Source organism: Janthinobacterium salmonicoloratum, assembly GCF_051380845.1.
Lineage (GTDB): Bacteria > Pseudomonadota > Gammaproteobacteria > Burkholderiales > Burkholderiaceae_D > Janthinobacterium > Janthinobacterium lividum_F.
The window spans coordinates 2,474,340-2,492,003 of sequence record NZ_JBNYXV010000001.1 but is presented as its reverse complement, the minus strand read 5'-3'; the positions used below and the strand labels follow the sequence as shown (position 1 = coordinate 2,492,003).

The window sequence follows — 17,664 nt, the reverse complement described above, 5'->3', positions numbered from 1 at the left end:
ATCGATGCGAAAGTGAGCAACAAGAACTTAGACGGAGATAAGCAGCATGCGAACAGCCTTTACACTTCGGCCTCACGACGAGCGCCAGGCCGCCTACGCGCAGCGCGAGGATGCCTTGCGCGCGCTGCTGGGAGAGCAGGGCTTCTCACATTTCACGGCCATCGTGGACAACATGGAGCACGTGCTGGCGCAACACGACTTGCAGGACGCCTGGTACCTGTCGATCGCCGGCTTCCACCCTGACGCGCAAGGGCAGGGACTGGGCGCGTCCGTGCTGGCACCGGGCCTGGCGGCCGTCGATGCGGCTGGCGCCGCGTGCTTCCTGGAGACGTACAACGAACGCAGCCTGCCGTTTTATAGCCGTCTTGGCTTCCTAGTGGCGGGGCATTATGCGGAAGCCGTCACTGGCTGCGATTACTGGCTGATGGCGCGGCAGCCCAACGCTGCCTGATTGACCATTTTGCCAATTTCTATACACTCGTCTTTTCACTCATTTACTTAAAAGACCTGGAGATGGAAATGCCGACCCCGCACTTGCGCCGCACCCTGCTTGTTCTCGCCTGCCTGGGCACCTTGGGCCAAGCCCATGCCGATACCGTCATCGACAATGCCAACGGCTACACGCTCAACGCGAACGGCAAGGTGGTGCGCTTCACGGCGCTGGCGTTTGACGACGCGGGCAAGCTGCTCGCCGTCGGCAGTGCCGCGCAGGTGAAACGCAAGGCGGCAAAGGGCGCCACGCATGTCGACGTGCAGGGAAAAACCGTGCTGCCGGGCCTGATCGACGCGCATGGCCACGTGTTCGGCCTTGGGACCATCGCCAGCGGCGTGATCCTGTATGGCTCTTCGTCGCTGTCGGCCGCCGTGCAGGCCGTGGGCGACTTCGCGCGTGCGCATCCGGAACGCAGCTGGGTCGTCGGCAATGGCTGGAACCAGGAAATCTGGAAGCTGGGGCGCTTTCCCACAGCCCTGGAACTCGATGCGGCCGAAAGCGCGCGGCCCGTGTGGTTGCGCCGCGTCGATGGCCACGCGGGCTGGGCCAACAGCCGCGCGCTGGCGCTGGCCGGCATCACGCGCGCCACGCCTGATCCGGCTGGCGGCAAGATCGAACGCGACGCGGACGGCAATGCCACCGGTGTGCTGGTCGATAACGCCATGGACTTGATGGACGCCGTGTTACCCAAGCCGGGCGATGTGGAAAACCGCGCGGCCCTCGATGGCGCGCTGGCGCAATTGTCGCAAGTGGGGCTGACCAGCGTGCATGATGCGGGCATCGGCCAGATGCAGGACCGATTGTTCCGCGATTATGCGGACCACGGCAAGCTGACGGTGCGCGTGTACGGCATGATCTTTGACACAACGGAAGACTTCGACGCGCTGTCGAAGAATGGCCCGTTGAACAGCTACGCGCGCGACATGTACGCCTTGCGCGCCGTCAAACTGCTGTCCGACGGCGCCCTGGGCAGCCGCGGCGCGGCCCTGCTGGCACCCTACAGCGACGATCCGACCACCAGCGGCCTGCTGTTCTACCAGGACGGCGCCATGCGCGCGAAGATGGAAAAAGCCATGCGCGCCGGCTACCAGGTGAATGTGCACGCCATCGGCGACGCGGGCAACCATCAAATCCTCGACGGCTATGAAGCCTTGACCGCGCAATACCGCAGCGTGGGCCTGCGCCATCGCATGGAACACGCGCAGGTGGTGCAGTTGTCCGACATCCCCCGTTTCAAAAGCCTGGGCATCATCCCGTCGATGCAGCCGACGCATGCCACCTCGGACCAGAACATGGCGGAGCAGCGCGTGGGCCACGAGCGCATCAAGGGCGCGTATGCGTGGCGCATCTTCCTCAAGCAGGGTTCGCGCATCGCCTGCGGTTCCGATTTCCCCATCGAGTCGCCGAATCCGTTCGAGGGCATCCACGCGGCCGTCACGCGGCAGAACAGCGAAGGATTTCCGGCCGGCGGCTGGTATTCGCAGCAGGCGATGACGGTGACGGAAGCGCTGCGCTGCTTCACGCTCGACGCGGCTTGGGCGGCGCACCAGGAAAAGGTCATCGGCACCTTGGAAGCGGGTAAATGGGCGGACTTCATCGTCGTCGACCAGGACCTGTTTACCGTCGCGCCGGCAGCCATCGGCAAGACGCAGGTGCTGCAGACGTGGGTGGCGGGCAAGCGCGTGTTCGAGAAAAAATAGACAGTTTACGCTTGCAAAAATCTGTTGACTTGGTTGTATAGACAACCTATGCTGGGAGCACCAGAGCGGACCACGCATGTCCGCTCGCACCCTACGAGGAGACAGCATGAACAGCACAATGGACACCGATCCACGCTTTGATGCCAGCCGTACCATCCGCGCCCCGCGCGGCACGGTCATGGCTTGCAAGAGTTGGCAGGCCGAGGCGGCCTACCGCATGTTGCAAAACAACCTGGACCCGGAAGTGGCGGAAAATCCGCAGCACCTGGTCGTCTACGGCGGCATCGGCCGCGCCGCCCGCAACTGGGCCTGTTTCGACCAGATCCTCGCCTCGCTGCGCGAACTGGAAGACGACCAGACCCTGCTGATCCAGTCCGGCAAGCCTGTGGGCGTGTTCCAGACCCACGCGGACGCGCCGCGCGTGCTGATCGCGAACTCCAACCTGGTGCCGAAATGGGCGAACTGGGAACACTTCAACGAACTCGATCGGCAAGGCCTGTTCATGTACGGCCAGATGACGGCCGGCAGCTGGATTTATATAGGCACGCAGGGCATCGTGCAGGGCACGTATGAAACCTTCGCCGAGGCGGGGCGCCAGCATTTCGGCGGCGACTGGGGCGGGCGCTGGATCTTGACGGCGGGCCTGGGCGGCATGGGCGGCGCGCAGCCGCTGGCCGCCACCATGGCGGGCGCCGTGTCGCTCAATATCGAATGCCAGCAAAGCAGCATCGATTTCCGTCTGCGCACGCGCTACCTGGACAAGCAGGCGGCCAGCCTGGACGAAGCCCTCGAACTGGTCAAGTACCACACCGAGCGCAAGGAAGCCATTTCCATCGGCCTCCTGGGCAACGCGGCCGAAGTGCTGCCGGAACTGGTGCGCCGCGCGAAAGCGGGCGGCCTGGTGCCCGATCTGGTGACGGACCAGACCTCCGCGCATGACCTGGTCAACGGCTATCTGCCGCGCGGCTGGAGTGTGTCTGACTGGAAGGCGGCGCAACAAGACCCGCAGCGCCACGCGCGCCTGACGGTGGCCGCCGCCGATTCCTGCGCCGCCCACGTACAAGCCATGCTCGATTTCCACGCCATGGGCGTGCATACGGTCGATTACGGTAACAACATCCGCCAGGTGGCGTTCGACCAGGGCGTGCAGAACGCCTTCGACTTCCCCGGTTTCGTGCCCGCCTACATCCGCCCGCAATTTTGCGAAGGACGGGGCCCGTTCCGCTGGGTGGCCCTGTCGGGTGATCCGGAAGACATTTACAAAACGGATGCGAAGATCAAGGAGCTGTTCCCGCATCACAAGCAGGTGCATCACTGGCTGGACATGGCGCGCGAGCGCATCGCCTTCCAGGGCCTGCCGGCGCGTATCTGCTGGCTGGGACTGGGTGAACGCCATATCGCCGGTCTGGCCTTCAACGAGATGGTGCGCACGGGCGAGCTGAAGGCGCCCATCGTCATCGGCCGCGACCACCTCGATACGGGTTCCGTCGCCAGCCCGAACCGCGAGACGGAAAGCATGAAGGACGGCACCGACGCCGTTTCCGACTGGCCACTGCTCAACGCCATGCTGAACACGGCCGGCGGCGCCACCTGGGTCTCGCTGCACCATGGCGGCGGCGTGGGAATGGGGTATTCTCAGCATGCGGGCATGGTCATCGTGGCCGACGGCAGCGAAGCGGCGGCGAAACGCCTGGCGCGCGTGCTGGTCAACGATAGCGGCTCGGGCGTGATGCGCCATGCCGATGCCGGCTATGAAACAGCGGCCGCCTGCGCCAAGCGCAACGGCCTGATTCTTCCAATGCTTCCTTGAGATATTGATTCGAATGACTATGACACAGCATGCCAAAAGTTGGACCCTGAAACCGGGCGCGATGACCCTGGCCGACCTGCGCGCCGTCTGGGCCGCACCCGCGAAACTGATCCTCGCCGCCGAAGCCTATCCCGTCATCGAAGCGTCGGCCGCCGCCGTGCAAGCCATCGTCGCCAAAGGCGATGCGGCGTACGGCATCAACACGGGCTTCGGCTTGCTCGCCAAGACGCGCATCCCCGATGAAAAACTCGAGCAATTGCAGCGCAACCTGATCCTGTCGCACTCCGTCGGCACGGGTGAGCTGCTGTCGGACGCCGTCGTGCGCCTGATCATGCTGATGAAGATCGGCAGCCTGGCGCGCGGCTTTTCCGGCGTGCGCCCGTTGATCGTCGACACCCTGATCGCCCTGTACAACGCGGGCATCATGCCGGCCATTCCCGCCAAGGGCTCCGTGGGCGCCTCGGGCGACCTGGCGCCGCTGTCGCACATGACCCTGGCCATGCTGGGCGTGGGCGACGTGCGCGTCAACGGCGAATTGATGCCGGCGCCGGACGCGCTGGCGCAGGCTGGCATCGCCCCCGTGGTGCTGGCGGCAAAAGAGGGACTGGCCCTGATCAACGGCACGCAAGTGTCGAACGCGCTGGCGTTGCATGGCCTGTTCATGGCCGAGCGCCTGCTCGAAGCGGCCATGGTCACGGGCGCGCTGTCGCTCGACGCGGCCAAGGGCAGCGACTCGCCGTTCGACGCGCGCGTGCACGCCGTGCGCGGACAGCCGGGGCAAATCCTGGCCGCGCAGATGTACCGCCAACTGGTGGCGCACAGCGCGATCCGTGCTTCGCACCTGGAAGGCGACGAGCGCGTGCAGGACCCCTACAGCCTGCGTTGCCAGCCGCAAGTCATGGGCGCTTGCCTCGATTTGATCGGCAATGTGGGCCGTACCCTGCTGATCGAGGCCAATGCCGTCACCGACAATCCGCTGATCTTCCAGGATGGGCCCAACGGGCAGGCGGAAATCGTCTCGGGCGGGAACTTCCACGCCGAACCTGTCGCCTTTGCGGCAGACACCCTGGCCCTGGCGATCGCTGAAATCGGCGCGCTGGCCGAGCGCCGCATCGCGCTGCTGATCGACGCCACGCTGTCCGGCTTGCCGCCCTTCCTCGTGCGCGACCCCGGCGTCAATTCCGGCTTCATGATCGCCCACGTGACGGCTGCCGCGCTGGCGTCGGAAAACAAGTCGCTCGCGCATCCGGCCAGCGTCGACAGCCTGCCCACGTCGGCCAACCAGGAAGACCATGTGAGCATGGCCACGTTCGCCGGGCGCCGCCTGGACGACATGGCGCACAACACGGCCGTCATCGTCGGTATCGAGCTGCTGGCCGCCGCGCAGGGCATCGATTTCCACCGCCCGCTGAAAACCTCGCCGCACCTCGAGCACGTGCATCACCAGCTGCGCCAGAAAGTGCCGTTCTTCGACGCCGACCGCTTCTTCGCGCCCGATATCGAGGCGGCCAAGCAGATGGTGCTGCAGGGTGAGTTGAGCAGCACGTGCAAGAATTTGTTCGCCCCGCTGTACGCCTGAGCGGGCGCAAGGAGACAAGCATGGATTTCCGCTTCAACGAAGGCAGCATCCCGCTGCTCGTGTCGATGCCCCACGTGGGCACCGACATACCCGACGATATCGCCGCGCGCATGACGCCGCAGGCCTTGCTCAAGGCCGATACGGACTGGCATCTGCGCGAGCTGTATGGATTTTTGCAGGAGATGGATGCGTCGGTGCTGTCGGCGCGCTGGTCGCGCTACACCATCGACTTGAACCGCCCGCAGGAAGACACGAATCTGTATCCGGGCCAGGATACGACGGGCTTGCTGCCCAACGATACCTTTCACCGCGAACCGCTGTACCTGGCCGGCCGCGAACCGGATGCGCAAGACGTGCGGCAGCGGCTGCAGCGCTACTGGGCGCCGTATCATGCGCAGCTGCGCGCGGAACTGGACCGCTTGCTGCACGTGCATGGCGCCGTGGTGCTGTGGGATGCCCATTCCATCGCCTCGCATGTGCCGCGCTTCTTTGACGGCAAGCTGCCCGACCTGAACTTCGGCACGGCCGATGGCGCCAGCTGCGATACGGGCCTGACGTCCGCCGTGGTGGATATCGCGCGGGCGCAGGATGCATTCACCGTGGCGCTGAATGGCCGCTTCAAGGGCGGGCATATCACGCGCCATTACGGCCAGCCGGAAAACCGCGTGCATGCGATCCAGCTGGAGATGTGCCAGTGCCTGTACATGGACGAAGCGGCGCCTTTCGGCTACCGGCCCGACCTGGCCGCGCAAGTGCAACCGCTGCTGCGCCAGATGATGGAAGCGGCTGTGGCGTGGGTGGCGCGTTGAAGACGAGTCTGTTTGCCCGCCATGCGTTGTTGCCGCAGGGCTGGCGCCGCGACGTGCTGCTGGAATGGGACAGGACTGGGGATTTGACGCACGTCCAGGAGGATGCAGCTTCGCCGCCTGGCGTGGATGTGGTGGAGTATGTCTTGCCCGGCATGGTCAACCTGCATTCGCATGCCTTCCAGCGGGCGCTGGGCGGCATGACGGAAGTCGCCGGGGATGAGCTTGATCATGCGCCGGACAGCTTCTGGACCTGGCGCGAGCTGATGTACCGCTTCGCGCGCCACATTACGCCGGAACAGATGGAGACCATCGCCGCGCAGCTGTTTGCCGAATGCCTGCGCCATGGCTACACGGCTGTCTGCGAATTCCACTACCTGCAGCGCGATATGGCCGGTGCGCTGTATGCGCGTCCCGCCGAAACTGCGGAAAGAGTGCTGGCCGCGGCGCGCCTCAGCGGTATCGGCGTGACCATGCTGCCCGTGCTGTACAGCCATGCGGGCTTTGGCGAACAGCCGTTGAAAGCGGAGCAGGCGCGTTTTCGCACCGGTGCGGACGATGTCTTGCGCATCGTCGAGGCGCTGGCGCCGCAGCGCGGCGGGCAGGTGGAGGTGGGCTTTGCGCCGCACTCGCTGCGCGCCGCCGGCGTGGCGCAGATCAGCGAAGTGACGCAAGCGTTGCCAGCTGGTCGCCCCATCCACATCCACATCGCCGAGCAGCAGGGCGAAGTGCGCCAGAGTCTCGATTACAGCGGCCGGCGCCCGGTGCAGTACTTGTACGACCACGTCGACATCGATGCGCGCTGGTGCCTCGTGCATGCCACGCATGTGCAGCCCGATGAAGTGGCGCTGATGGCCGCCAGCGGCGCCGTGGCGGGCCTGTGCCCGACGACGGAAGCGAACCTGGGCGATGGCCTGTTCCCGCTGGCCGAATTCATCGCCGCCGGCGGGCGTTTCGGCGTCGGCAGCGACAGCCACGTGTCGCAGTCGCCGGTGGAAGAATTGCGCTGGCTCGAATATGGCCAGCGCTTGCAGCGCCAGCAACGCAATGTGGCCGCCACGCCGGATGAACGCCATGTGGGCGACTATCTGTGGCAGGCGGCCTTGCAGGGTGGCGCGCAGGCGGCCGGGCGCAAGCTCGGTGCCCTGGCGCCGGGTTGCCGCGCCGACTTGCTGGTGCTCGACGACGCGCATGTGAACCTGTGCGGCGTGGCCATCACCGATGTGCTGGGCAGCGTACTCTTTTGCGGCAACGACAATCTGGTGCGCGATGTGCTGTGCGGCGGCCAGTGGCAGGTGCGCGGCGGGCGCCATGTGGCGCAGGACGCCATCACCAGTGCCTACAAGCGCACCTTGGCGCAACTGAGGGCGCTCTGATGGCGACCTTCATCCCACAGGAATGCCTGCGCGCCGCGCCGTGGAAAAATGGCGGCGGCAGCACGATGGAAATCGCCATTTCGCCACCGGGCGCCGGCCTGATGGAATTCGACTGGCGTATTAGCCTGGCGACGATCACGGCCAGCGGGCCGTTTTCCAGCTTTCCCGGCATCGACCGCAGCCTGATGCTGGTCGATGGCGACAGCGTGCAGCTGACGCTCGACGGCACGCGCAAGGTGACCTTGAGCGCGGCGCAACCGATGCTGTGGTTTCCCGGCGAGGCGGCCGTGGTGGCGCAAGTCAAGGGGACGACGACGGATTTTAATGTGATGACGCGGCGCGACCGTTGCCGTCACCAGCTGGAGAGAATCACGGCGCCGGGCAAGCTGGTGCGGCGCAGCGCGACGACCCTGCTGTTTGTCGCCGGCGAAGGCCACGTGCTGGCGCGCGGTGGCGACCAGCAGTTCGCGCTGGGCCGCCATGACGCGCTGCTGCTGGACGCCGACGATGCGCAGGAATGGCGGCTCGACGCCTTGCAGCGTTCGGCCGTATTGTGCGTCGACCTGTTTACCTAGGGGAGAAAAGCCATGCAAGACTGGGATCTGGTCATCCACAACGTTCACCTGGCCACGATGGAGCATGGCTATGGCGAGCTGCTGGACGCGGCCATCGCCGTCAAGGATGGCCGCATCGCCTGGTTCGGCCCTGGTGACGAGCTGCCGGCCAGCGGCGCGGTGCTGCTCGATGGCCAGGGCTGCTGGCTCACGCCCGGCCTGATCGACTGCCATACGCACATCGTCCACGCGGGCAACCGCAGCGACGAATTCGAGGCGCGCCTGAATGGCGCCAGCTATGAAGACATCAGCCGCGCCGGTGGCGGCATCATGTCTACCGTGCGCGCCACGCGCGCGGCCAGCGACGACGAATTGCTGCGGCAAAGTCTGCCCCGCGTGCTGGCGCTGCTGGCCGAGGGCGTGACCACGCTGGAGATCAAGTCCGGCTACGGCCTAGCCATGGATAGCGAAGCGAAGATGCTGCGCGTGGCGCGCAGGATAGGGGAGCAGCTGCCCGTGTCCGTGCGCACCACCTTCCTCGGCGCGCACGCGCTGCCGCCCGAATACGCGGGCCAGCCCGACGCGTATGTCAACCTGTTGTGCGCACAGATGCTGCCCCAGCTGGCCAGTGACGGCTTGGTCGACGCCGTCGACGCGTTTTGCGAGCGCATCGGCTTTACCTCGGCGCAAACGCAGCGCATGTTTGAGGCGGCGACGGCGCTGGGCCTGCCCGTCAAATTGCATGCGGAGCAGCTGTCGGATCAGGGCGGCGCGGCGCTGGTGGCGCGCTATGGCGGCCTGTCGGCCGACCACCTGGAATTCTTGTCGGCAGAGGGCATCGCCGCCATGGCGCAGCATGGCACGGTGGCCGTGCTGCTGCCGGGAGCATATTACTTTTTGCGCGAGACGCAGCCGCCGCCCGTGGCGGCCTTGCGCGCGGCCGGCGTGCCGATGGCCGTGTCCACCGATTGCAACCCGGGCACGTCGCCCATGACGTCCTTGCTGCTGGCGATGAACATGGCGTGCACCCTGTGGCGGCTGACACCGCAGGAAGCGCTGGCCGGTGCTACGTGCCACGCGGCGCGCGCCCTGGGTTTGCAGGATCAGACGGGCAGCCTGGTGGTGGGCAAGCGCGCCGATTTCGCCCTGTGGCGCATCGCGCGCCCGGCCGACCTGGCGTATGCGCTGGGCTTGAACCCGTGCGCGGGTGTGGTGCATGGCGGTGTCTGGCGCGCGCCGGTGGTAAGCTTGCCGGATTGATCATCCGTCCTGGAGCGCCGCGTGCGTGCTGCTTATTTGCTGTCTTATTTGCTGTTTTACCTGCTGTTCTTGCCTGTCTACGCCGCCGCGCCCATGTCCTCCCTTGCCCTGGACGGCGGCACCTTGAAGGTGGGCTCGAAGCGTTTCACGGAATCGTATATTCTCGGCGAAATCCTCCAGCAGAGCGCCGCGCCGCACGTCAAGGCGGAACACCGCCAGGGCCTGGGCAACACGGCCATCGTGCTCGCCGCGCTGCAGGCCGGCAGCATCGACGTGTATGCCGAATACATGGGCACCATAGCCAGCGAAATCCTCAAGCATGATCGCGCCATCGACCTGGCGCAGATGCGGCGCGAACTGGCGGCGCTGGGCCTGGGCGTGGCTGTGCCGCTGGGCTTTAACAATACCTATGCGCTGGCCATGCGCGGCGATGAAACGGGCATCGCCAGCCTGGCGCAGCTGGCCCAACATCCGGCCCTGAAATTCGGTCTGTCGCATGAATTCATCGGCCGGGTCGATGGCTGGCCGGGCCTGGCCGCGCGTTATGGCTTGCCGCAGCGCCCGCGCGGGCTCGATCACGGCATCGCCTATGAAGCGCTGGCGCAGCGCCAGGTGGACGTGATCGACATTTATTCGACGGACGCGAAGATACGCCAGTACGGCTTGCGCGTGCTGGCCGACACGCAGCAGTATTTTCCCCGCTACGACGCCATGCTCCTGTACCGACTCGACGTGCCGCAGCGCTTTCCCGCCGCCTGGCACGCGCTGCAAGGCTTGCAGGGGCGCATCAGCGAGAGCGACATGATCGCCATGAATGCGGCCGTGGAAATCGATGGCAAGACTTTTTCTGACGTGGCGCGGCAATGGCTGGCCTCCGGCACGCAGGCCGATAAACCAGCTGCCGCGCGCAGCAAGCTGCTCGATAAAATCATCGGCGACGATTTGTGGACCCTGACGCGCCAGCATCTGACCCTGGTGCTGCTGTCGGTCGCCCTGGCCTGCCTGATCGGCATTCCGCTGGGCGTGCTGGCGGCGTTTTCGGCGCCGCTGCGGCAAACGGTGCTGGCCTTCGTCGGCGTGCTGCAGACGGTGCCGTCGCTGGCCTTGCTGGCGATATTGATACCCGTGCTGGGCGTGATCGGCACCGTGCCGGCCCTGGTGGCCCTATTCGTGTACGCGCTGCTGCCCATCGTGCGCAACACCTGCACGGGCATCCTGCAGGTACCGCAAGGCTTGCGCATGGCGGCGCTGGCGCTGGGCATGCGCCGGCGTGACCGCTTGCTGCACGTCGACTTGCCGCTGGCCTTGCCTGTCATGCTGGCGGGCGTGAAAACGGCGGCCGTGATGAGCGTGGGCACGGCCACCATCGCCGCCTTCATCGGCGCGGGTGGTTATGGCGAACGCATCACCATCGGTCTGGCGCTGAATGACAACGACATGCTGCTGGCCGGCGCGATCCCCGCAGCCGTGCTGGCCCTGCTGACGCAAGGCTTGTTCGAGCTGGTGGAGCGCTGGGCCGTGGCCGGCCGGCAGCGCTGACGGCATCACGGTTACAGCGAGTGCAGTTTGGAGCGCACCGAAACGACAGCCTGGTGAAGGATGCGTTCGGCCTGGAAGTCGTTCTCGCGCTGTTCGGCGATGGCTTGCAAGTCGCGTGTATAGCGTTCCAGGCGGGAGCGCAGGTAGGCGCGGTAGATTTTCATGACGAGCGGTTTGGCAGAGACATTCATGATGTGGCTCCCAGGTGCGTAATGATGCGTTCATTTTGTGTGAGCGGAATGCCGCCACTTTGCGCCATATCAAACGCCATGATCCCGTCAAATTGACGCGTTTGACATCGCGCAATGCCCCCCAGGCCGAAGATGCCACACTGAATCTCCCCTGCCTGGCCAACATCAGCCGCAGGCTTTGATCCCCCTGATACCTTCAAGCATATTCAAGGAGCGTCGCATGGTCATTTTTGCCGTGGTTGCTGGCTGCATCGCCTGCTTCACAGTGTACCAAATCTATAAAAATGCGCAGCGTGGCAGTGGGCTTACGCAACAACATATCGGTTTGCACGGCACATTGATTGAGCCACGGAAATAAACTGTGGTCAAAGATGTACAGTTAGCTGACAGATTTAAGGAAAATGTAAGGCCCGGTAAGCAAATGTAAAGGTCGGCGCGGTGACAAGTCGTAGCGTTTATATTGATAACCGTTGATTGCATTCTCCCCCTCCCACTTGACAATGGGTTCACCCCGCGGTGCCGCTAGCCCGCGGGGATTTTTTTTGGAACTTACTGCGCGGCGCGCCTTGCGGCCTGCGATGCTCACTGTACCTCGCGTACAGTTCCGCTTCTCGGCCACAAATCGCATCCGCTCGCTACAGTTCCCTCTCCAATCAGGCTGGTTTCGGCGTGCCCGCCGACAATTGCGTCAAGGCATCGCCGGCGACCCTGCAGATGCGCCAGTCCGGCATCACGTCCGCGCCCATGCCCTTGTAGAAGTTGATCGCGTTTTCATTCCAGTCCAGCACCGACCATTCGAAGCGGCCGCAATCGCGTTCGACGGCCAGTTGCGCCAGCGCCACCAGCATCTGCTTGCCATAGCCCTTGCCGCGCACCGATTGCTTCACATACATGTCTTCCAGGTACAGACCCTTGCGGCACAGGAAGGTGGAAAAATTATGGAAAAATAGCGCGAACGTCACCACCTCGCCACTTTCCTCGCCGACCAGCGCTTCGCATGCAGGATGGGGGCCGAACAGGCTGTCGTGCAGCATGGATTCCTTGGCGATCATCATGTGTTCGAGTTTTTCAAACACGGCCAGTTCGTGGATCATGCCAAAGATGGCGGCCACATCGGATGCGGTCGCGGGACGAATGGCGAGGGAGGAAGAAGTGCTCATGTTGCCTTTGTTGATGGAGTGGGGGAAAGGGAAGCAATGGTATTCGTCTTGCGCGCGCCTGACGTCAGGGCCCAGGCCACGCTGGACAGGCACAGCACCATGCCCACCCATTCGATGGCGGCGGGCCGGTAGTGTTCGAATTGCACCGACAGCAGCACGGAAATGACGGGCGTGACGACGCCGATATACACGGTCTTTTGCGTGCCGATGCGCGCGATTAAAGTGAAATACGCACTGAAGGCGATCACCGAGCCGAAGATGGCCAGGTACAGCAATCCCATCCAGTAACTGGGGCGCGCGGGCAACTGCCAGGACTGGCCCGTGGCAACGGCCCAGGCGGCCACCATCATGGTGCCCCACAGCATGGTCCAGGCCATGGTCAGCATCACGTTGCCGGAATGCTCGCGCACTTTCATGACGAGGGCATTGCCCGCCGTGCTAGACACGGTAGCCACCAGGGCCAGCATGAAGCCGAGCAGGAAGTGGCCATTGCCGCCCCCCATAATATCGTGCAGCGCTGCGCCGATGGACTGGTAAAACAGCAGCACGATGCCGCAGATGGCGACAAACGCCGCGCAGCAGGTGCTCCAGGTGATGGGCGTGCCGAAGGCAATGCGGTTGAGCAAGGGCGTCCAGAACACCATCAGCGCGAACAGCACGCTGACGAGGGCCGAGACGAGGTATTGCTCCGAACTATACGTGCACACATAGCTGAGGGCGAACGAGGCCAATCCCTGCAGCAACATCCATTTTTGCGCGCGCCAGGGCAGGCGCAAGGTATCGCCGCGCAAGGCGCACCAGGCAAACAGGGTGGCGGACGCGAGGCCGAAGCGGTAGACCACGGAAACGGCGGGGGCGACATCGCCCAGCTGCAAGGTGATGGCCCAGAAGGTGGAGCCCCAGATCAGGCAGGCTATGATGAACAGGAGAGGAGAGGACATCGCGCAAGTATACGGGCATCGCGCAGGGATGGCGAGTCTTGGTCGAGCTTGCTCAATGAGCCGTCAGGAGACACCCAGGCATTGAGGCAGCGCAGTGCTTCTGGAAAATGTTGAATTTATGAAAATATTTACTTTATTATCAAGTAAATATTTTCTGAATTGCATCTTGAAGGGAGGACCGCCATGCCAGCCTCACTGCAGATCAAAGTATGGAGCGTGCTTGTGTATGTCGTCGTCGCAACCTTGATAGCCATCTGGTTGCACCCCTCGGCCTTGCTGATGGCTGCCGGCGCCTTCGGCTGAGCGCATGCGCCGGCAAGCAGATCAGTGGGTGACGCGGGTCTTGCGGCCATCCGACAGCAGGCGTACGCGCTCGCCCGGGCGGAACAGTTCATCCGCGTCTTGCACGATGGCGCGCATGTCGCCATTGTCCAGGCGCACGGTGATTTCCAGGCCGGGTTTGTTGGACGCGTTCGCTTCGATGCTCTTGCCCGCCATGCCGCCGGCGACGGCGCCGAGGATGCTGGCCGCGATGGCGCCCTTGCCGCCACCGACTGCCGAGCCGGCCACGCCGCCCAGCGCCGCGCCGGCCAGCACGCCCGTGCCCGTTTCACCCTTGTCGATGGTCACTTGGCGCACAGATTCAACCGTGCCCATGCGAACCGACTGTTCATTCTGCGCCTGGCGCGCGTTGTAGACATTCGCCGAGTTCGGTTGTACGGCGCAGCCGGCCAGGGCGGCGAGCAATGCCACTGCAATAATTGGTGCTTTCATATGGAGCTCCCTTGGACAAAAAGTTAGTTGCCGATTGCGTCGACCGGCAGATGATGACTTATCATAAGGACACTTACCTTAGATAACTAGTTGCGAATAGTAAAAATCTGTTACTGCCCTTGGATGCCGCCTGCCGCTCAATACGCCAGCCGCAGGCGCCGGTACAAAAATCCCAGCACGAACAGCGGCCCCACCAGTAAAAAGCGCAAATCGTCGAGGAACGACGGTTTCTTGCCTTCGATCTGGTGGCCGATGAACTGGCCTATCCAGGCGAGTACGAACAGCGCCAGCGACACGGGCAGGATGGTCAGCGGGGGCATGAGCAGCAGCAGGCCCAGCATGGCGGCCAGCATCGCCAGCATGCCCGCCGCAAACGGGCGCGACAGCTTGTAATAATAGTATAAGGCCAGAATACTGCCGAGCAGCGCCACGCTGGGATGCACGCTCCACAGCAGCCCCAGCAGGCTGAAAACGATCAGCGGCACGCACACGATATGCACCCATTCATTGACGTGGTTGCGGTGGCTTTCGCCATACTGGGCCAGCAGGGTGTCGATGGTGCGCATGGGCGGTCTCTTGTGTGGGGAAGGTTGTGCGGGAATTCTACACCGTCGCGTGGCCGGGTAAAATGGCCCTTCATTTTCCCTTCCGGACCTCTCATTTGAATAGCCCAGCCTTCTTGCCAGACACTGCCGCCGACCCGCGCAAGCGTTGTTTCGATCCCGTCGTCGACGCCAACACGCGCTTGCTGATACTGGGTAGCCTGCCCGGAGAAAAATCGCTGGCGCACAGCCAGTACTATGCGCATCCGCAAAACAAGTTCTGGAGGCTGCTGGGCGAAGTGCTGGGCTTGGACTTGACCAGCCAGCCCTATGAGGCGCGGTTAAACACTTTGCTGGCGCACGGCGTGGGCCTGTGGGACGTGGTGGCGCAGGCGCAGCGCACGGGCAGCCTCGACAGCAATATCCGCGCCCGCGACGATAACGACCTGGTGGCCCTGGCCGCCAGCCTTCCGCAATTGCACACGATCGCCTTCAACGGCGGCACGGCCGCCAAGCTGGGCATCAAGGTGCTGGGCGAGCACGCGCAGCGCTACCGCATCGTCAGCTTGCCGTCGAGCAGCCCGGCCTACACGCTCGCGTATGGCGCCAAGTTGCTGCAATGGAAAACATTGCAGCCGTTGTAATGCGGGGCGTCAGTTGCTTACGCCGGTGCGTACGGCTGCGCTTCCACCGGCTGTCCCTTGGCGTCGAATTTCAGCGCAACCGATAATTGCGTCACGCCGATGGTGGCCAGCGCGTCGCAAATGTCGTCGACTTCATCCTGCAGGTCGGCGGCCAGGTCCAGCGGCTTGTCGGCGCTGTGCAGCAACTGGCCGCCTGCCGTGCTGACGTTGACGCGCAGCAGCATTTCACCGTCTTCATCGGCCGGGCCGACGACGACCGAGACGTCGCCGGCGTCCACCTTGTTTTCCGCCAATGCATGGTTGATGCCGGACATCATCTGCAGCATCGCATACTCGCTCATGCCTTGTTCCTTGCCGCCGTGGAACAGATCCTGGTAGAGGAAGCTCACTTCCACGGTGTTGCCGGCCGGCGCCAGGCAGCGCTTGATGAGCTCGCCCACTTCCGTCGTCCATTGCTGATAGCGGGCCATGCGCGCATCGAACCAGGCGTCGAGCGCCGCTTCATCCTTCGGTTCCGCATAAAACGGGTCGTCCACGCGCTTGAGGGCAAAGCCCAGCAGGAAGCGCAGTTCGACGGCGGTGTCCAGCGGGCCGAATGCCGTCTCGCTCCAGCCGACGATGCTGCTTTCCAGGCCCGGCGTGGCGACGATTTTCTTGTCTGTCATCGACGCGTAGGCATCGCGCACCATCTCGTGCAAATGGCTATACGTGATGCGGTCGATTTCATCGAGGTCGTAGGCATGGCTCATCAAGACTACCTTGGCCTTGGCGCTTTCCAGCTGCGACTGTTGAAAACTCTTTACCAGCGCTTCGAAAGCGTCCTGGTCCTGGAAGCTGTCCGCTTCCCTCAGGCCGCCCGTGCTTTGCACTAGCAGGGGCACGACAAAGGCGTTGATTTCCATCGCCGGGGCATTCTCGCGGCGGATCACGGAAATGGATGCCGCTTCTTCGATGTGGCTGCGCAAATACTGGTAGGCGCCCACGTCTTCGTATTTGGCGCGCTCGATGGCGTCGTACAGGATTTCATCCTTCTTTTGATTCAAGGCCTTGCGGATCAGGCGGCCGAACTCGACGGCTTGCTCGGCCAGCACCGTGCCCTGCGATTCGCTGTCTTCCTGCTCCGCCAGGTTCAGGGCCATCGTGCACAGCATGCGCGTGACGGCTTCATCCTTGTCTTCGGGCGTGTTGGCGGATTTACGGGGAACAGGGCGCTTATTTTTGGGCATGGCGATCAACAGGTTAAGAAAGATGGGTCAGGCAAACGGAAACAGGCGCCAAGGCTTTGCCAGGCGCCGGGACAGATCATACAGGCGGACGTGGCCGCCTGATACCTCAATGGTCGGTATCGAACATCTCGTGCAATTCATCGAGCAGGTCGGCGGCTTCTTCCTGCGACAGGCCGAGATGCTGGCAAGCAAGTTCGCCGCCCTTGTCCCACTCCAGCGAGGTACTGTTGCCATGGTAGCGCTGAATGCCCTTTTCGGCCAGCAGCGACAGGGCGACGAGCGAGCGGATGGCGTCATCCGTGGACGGGTCGGCCAGCACCGTGTAGTCGTGGTGGTGCAAAATCGCCCAGGATACGTCGGAAGACAGGCCCCAGTTGCGCGCCAGCAAGCAGCCGATGGCCGCGTGGTTGGTCTGGTGGCGCGCGTCTTCCAGTGTCGTAAAACAATTGTGCGCATCGTTGGCCGCTGCCGCGTAGGTGTTGACGTAGTCGGGAAAGCGGTTCATCAGCAAGGGCACGCCGATATCGCAGAACAGGCCGAAGGTATGGGCGATGTCGGGCGGGGCGATGCGCAGCTTGCGCGAGGTAAATACCAGGGCGCGCGCGCGCTTGGCAGACACATCCCAGAAGTTGGTCAGTTCCACACCTTCCGCTTCCAGCGCCTGGCGTGCCAGCAAGCCCGTCATCATGGCGCTGCACTGGTTGATGCCGAGAAAGTTAATGCCTTGCTCGACGGACTTGGCCTTGCGCGCGGCGCCATAGAACGGCGAGTTAGCCAATTTCAGCAGGGCGCCCGACATGCCGACGTCGTCGGCGATGATGCGTGCGATGCGTCGCGGCGACGGGTCGTCTTCGGCCAGTTCGCGCTGCAGGTCGACCAGCAGGCTGGGACGCGGCGGGATACGGATGGAACGCATCAAGGCGTCAACCGGATCTTCCTGCACTACCTGCTTTTGCGCTGCCGCTCTCATCATCACGCTTTCATCATCATTTTTGTGTCCGGTGCTTATTCTGTCGTGCACTGCCGCTGCCCGCTTCATGAGCGTCTGGCGCAGTGCCCGACGATTATC

Annotated in this window: 18 protein-coding genes; 11 read left to right on the top strand and 7 right to left on the bottom strand. The window is 63.8% G+C overall.

Annotated elements, in window-relative coordinates:
* Positions 1 to 46: 46 nt before the first annotated feature.
* The 9 genes from ACQ4WY_RS11525 to ACQ4WY_RS11485 all read left to right on the top strand — a co-directional run bounded on the left by ACQ4WY_RS11525 (position 47) and on the right by ACQ4WY_RS11485 (position 11,117).
* On the top strand, positions 47 to 451 hold the full coding sequence (locus ACQ4WY_RS11525; protein ID WP_436504094.1) for a GNAT family N-acetyltransferase: 405 nt from the start codon (positions 47 to 49) through the stop codon (positions 449 to 451).
* Between the two features lie 68 nt (positions 452 to 519).
* The gene (locus tag ACQ4WY_RS11520; RefSeq protein ID WP_436504093.1) at positions 520 to 2,193 is read left to right on the top strand and encodes an amidohydrolase; all 1,674 of its coding nucleotides are present in this window, start codon (positions 520 to 522) and stop codon (positions 2,191 to 2,193) included.
* Between the two features lie 106 nt (positions 2,194 to 2,299).
* Complete coding sequence (gene hutU, locus ACQ4WY_RS11515) at positions 2,300 to 4,003, top strand: urocanate hydratase (protein WP_034780490.1); 1,704 nt, start codon at positions 2,300 to 2,302, stop codon at positions 4,001 to 4,003.
* Between the two features lie 19 nt (positions 4,004 to 4,022).
* Positions 4,023 to 5,582, top strand: coding sequence for a histidine ammonia-lyase (hutH, locus tag ACQ4WY_RS11510; RefSeq protein ID WP_436504092.1), 1,560 nt, complete (start codon positions 4,023 to 4,025; stop codon positions 5,580 to 5,582).
* Between the two features lie 20 nt (positions 5,583 to 5,602).
* On the top strand, positions 5,603 to 6,391 hold the full coding sequence (hutG, locus tag ACQ4WY_RS11505; protein WP_436504091.1) for an N-formylglutamate deformylase: 789 nt from the start codon (positions 5,603 to 5,605) through the stop codon (positions 6,389 to 6,391).
* Positions 6,388 to 7,764, top strand: a complete 1,377-nt coding sequence (locus ACQ4WY_RS11500; protein WP_436504090.1) for a formimidoylglutamate deiminase — start codon at positions 6,388 to 6,390, stop codon at positions 7,762 to 7,764. The genes hutG and ACQ4WY_RS11500 overlap by 4 nt, the downstream gene beginning before the upstream one ends.
* Complete coding sequence (locus tag ACQ4WY_RS11495; protein WP_436504089.1) at positions 7,764 to 8,339, top strand: HutD/Ves family protein; 576 nt, start codon at positions 7,764 to 7,766, stop codon at positions 8,337 to 8,339. Before ACQ4WY_RS11500 ends, ACQ4WY_RS11495 begins: the two co-directional genes overlap by 1 nt.
* A gap of 12 nt (positions 8,340 to 8,351) precedes the next feature.
* Positions 8,352 to 9,578, top strand: coding sequence for an imidazolonepropionase (hutI, locus tag ACQ4WY_RS11490; protein ID WP_436504088.1), 1,227 nt, complete (start codon positions 8,352 to 8,354; stop codon positions 9,576 to 9,578).
* A gap of 93 nt (positions 9,579 to 9,671) precedes the next feature.
* The gene (locus ACQ4WY_RS11485; protein WP_436504438.1) at positions 9,672 to 11,117 is read left to right on the top strand and encodes a glycine betaine ABC transporter substrate-binding protein; all 1,446 of its coding nucleotides are present in this window, start codon (positions 9,672 to 9,674) and stop codon (positions 11,115 to 11,117) included.
* Between the two features lie 11 nt (positions 11,118 to 11,128).
* Here the strand turns inward: ACQ4WY_RS11485 and ACQ4WY_RS11480 are convergent, their stop codons facing one another.
* The gene (locus ACQ4WY_RS11480) at positions 11,129 to 11,308 is read right to left on the bottom strand and encodes a hypothetical protein (protein WP_034746290.1); all 180 of its coding nucleotides are present in this window, start codon (positions 11,306 to 11,308) and stop codon (positions 11,129 to 11,131) included.
* 220 nt (positions 11,309 to 11,528) lie between these two features.
* On the opposite strand from ACQ4WY_RS11480, the gene ACQ4WY_RS11475 reads away from it, so the two are divergent.
* Positions 11,529 to 11,666, top strand: coding sequence for a hypothetical protein (locus ACQ4WY_RS11475; protein ID WP_353659895.1), 138 nt, complete (start codon positions 11,529 to 11,531; stop codon positions 11,664 to 11,666).
* 295 nt (positions 11,667 to 11,961) lie between these two features.
* Here the strand turns inward: ACQ4WY_RS11475 and ACQ4WY_RS11470 are convergent, their stop codons facing one another.
* The 4 genes from ACQ4WY_RS11470 to ACQ4WY_RS11455 all read right to left on the bottom strand — a co-directional run bounded on the left by ACQ4WY_RS11470 (position 11,962) and on the right by ACQ4WY_RS11455 (position 14,749).
* Positions 11,962 to 12,468, bottom strand: a complete 507-nt coding sequence (locus ACQ4WY_RS11470) for a GNAT family N-acetyltransferase (protein ID WP_436504087.1) — start codon at positions 12,466 to 12,468, stop codon at positions 11,962 to 11,964.
* Complete coding sequence (locus ACQ4WY_RS11465; RefSeq protein WP_436504086.1) at positions 12,465 to 13,409, bottom strand: DMT family transporter; 945 nt, start codon at positions 13,407 to 13,409, stop codon at positions 12,465 to 12,467. Before ACQ4WY_RS11465 ends, ACQ4WY_RS11470 begins: the two co-directional genes overlap by 4 nt.
* 324 nt (positions 13,410 to 13,733) lie before the next feature.
* Complete coding sequence (locus ACQ4WY_RS11460) at positions 13,734 to 14,183, bottom strand: outer membrane lipoprotein (RefSeq protein WP_353659898.1); 450 nt, start codon at positions 14,181 to 14,183, stop codon at positions 13,734 to 13,736.
* A gap of 137 nt (positions 14,184 to 14,320) precedes the next feature.
* On the bottom strand, positions 14,321 to 14,749 hold the full coding sequence (locus tag ACQ4WY_RS11455) for an Mpo1 family 2-hydroxy fatty acid dioxygenase (RefSeq protein WP_353659899.1): 429 nt from the start codon (positions 14,747 to 14,749) through the stop codon (positions 14,321 to 14,323).
* A gap of 95 nt (positions 14,750 to 14,844) precedes the next feature.
* On the opposite strand from ACQ4WY_RS11455, the gene ACQ4WY_RS11450 reads away from it, so the two are divergent.
* A complete protein-coding gene (locus ACQ4WY_RS11450) occupies positions 14,845 to 15,369 on the top strand; it encodes a DNA-deoxyinosine glycosylase (RefSeq protein WP_436504085.1) in 525 nt (174 codons plus the stop codon).
* 17 nt (positions 15,370 to 15,386) lie between these two features.
* Here the strand turns inward: ACQ4WY_RS11450 and ACQ4WY_RS11445 are convergent, their stop codons facing one another.
* Together ACQ4WY_RS11445 and ACQ4WY_RS11440 are read right to left on the bottom strand one after the other, a co-directional pair.
* Positions 15,387 to 16,595: a hypothetical protein gene (locus ACQ4WY_RS11445; RefSeq protein ID WP_436504084.1), complete on the bottom strand. Its 1,209-nt coding sequence runs from the start codon at positions 16,593 to 16,595 to the stop codon at positions 15,387 to 15,389.
* A 106-nt stretch (positions 16,596 to 16,701) separates the two neighbouring features.
* Complete coding sequence (locus ACQ4WY_RS11440) at positions 16,702 to 17,568, bottom strand: HDOD domain-containing protein (protein ID WP_152250838.1); 867 nt, start codon at positions 17,566 to 17,568, stop codon at positions 16,702 to 16,704.
* Positions 17,569 to 17,664: the final 96 nt, after the last annotated feature.

Coding starts and splice junctions, on each gene's coding strand:
- ACQ4WY_RS11460 (WP_353659898.1), bottom strand. CDS start 14,183: ATGAAAGCACCAATTATTGCAGTGGCATTGCTCGCCGCCCTGGCCGGC.
- hutG (WP_436504091.1), top strand. CDS start 5,603: ATGGATTTCCGCTTCAACGAAGGCAGCATCCCGCTGCTCGTGTCGATG.
- ACQ4WY_RS11485 (WP_436504438.1), top strand. CDS start 9,672: ATGTCCTCCCTTGCCCTGGACGGCGGCACCTTGAAGGTGGGCTCGAAG.
- ACQ4WY_RS11495 (WP_436504089.1), top strand. CDS start 7,764: ATGGCGACCTTCATCCCACAGGAATGCCTGCGCGCCGCGCCGTGGAAA.
- ACQ4WY_RS11525 (WP_436504094.1), top strand. CDS start 47: ATGCGAACAGCCTTTACACTTCGGCCTCACGACGAGCGCCAGGCCGCC.
- hutI (WP_436504088.1), top strand. CDS start 8,352: ATGCAAGACTGGGATCTGGTCATCCACAACGTTCACCTGGCCACGATG.
- hutH (WP_436504092.1), top strand. CDS start 4,023: ATGACACAGCATGCCAAAAGTTGGACCCTGAAACCGGGCGCGATGACC.
- ACQ4WY_RS11445 (WP_436504084.1), bottom strand. CDS start 16,595: ATGCCCAAAAATAAGCGCCCTGTTCCCCGTAAATCCGCCAACACGCCC.
- hutU (WP_034780490.1), top strand. CDS start 2,300: ATGAACAGCACAATGGACACCGATCCACGCTTTGATGCCAGCCGTACC.
- ACQ4WY_RS11475 (WP_353659895.1), top strand. CDS start 11,529: ATGGTCATTTTTGCCGTGGTTGCTGGCTGCATCGCCTGCTTCACAGTG.
- ACQ4WY_RS11480 (WP_034746290.1), bottom strand. CDS start 11,308: ATGAATGTCTCTGCCAAACCGCTCGTCATGAAAATCTACCGCGCCTAC.
- ACQ4WY_RS11520 (WP_436504093.1), top strand. CDS start 520: ATGCCGACCCCGCACTTGCGCCGCACCCTGCTTGTTCTCGCCTGCCTG.
- ACQ4WY_RS11455 (WP_353659899.1), bottom strand. CDS start 14,749: ATGCGCACCATCGACACCCTGCTGGCCCAGTATGGCGAAAGCCACCGC.
- ACQ4WY_RS11465 (WP_436504086.1), bottom strand. CDS start 13,409: ATGTCCTCTCCTCTCCTGTTCATCATAGCCTGCCTGATCTGGGGCTCC.
- ACQ4WY_RS11440 (WP_152250838.1), bottom strand. CDS start 17,568: ATGATGAGAGCGGCAGCGCAAAAGCAGGTAGTGCAGGAAGATCCGGTT.
- ACQ4WY_RS11470 (WP_436504087.1), bottom strand. CDS start 12,468: ATGAGCACTTCTTCCTCCCTCGCCATTCGTCCCGCGACCGCATCCGAT.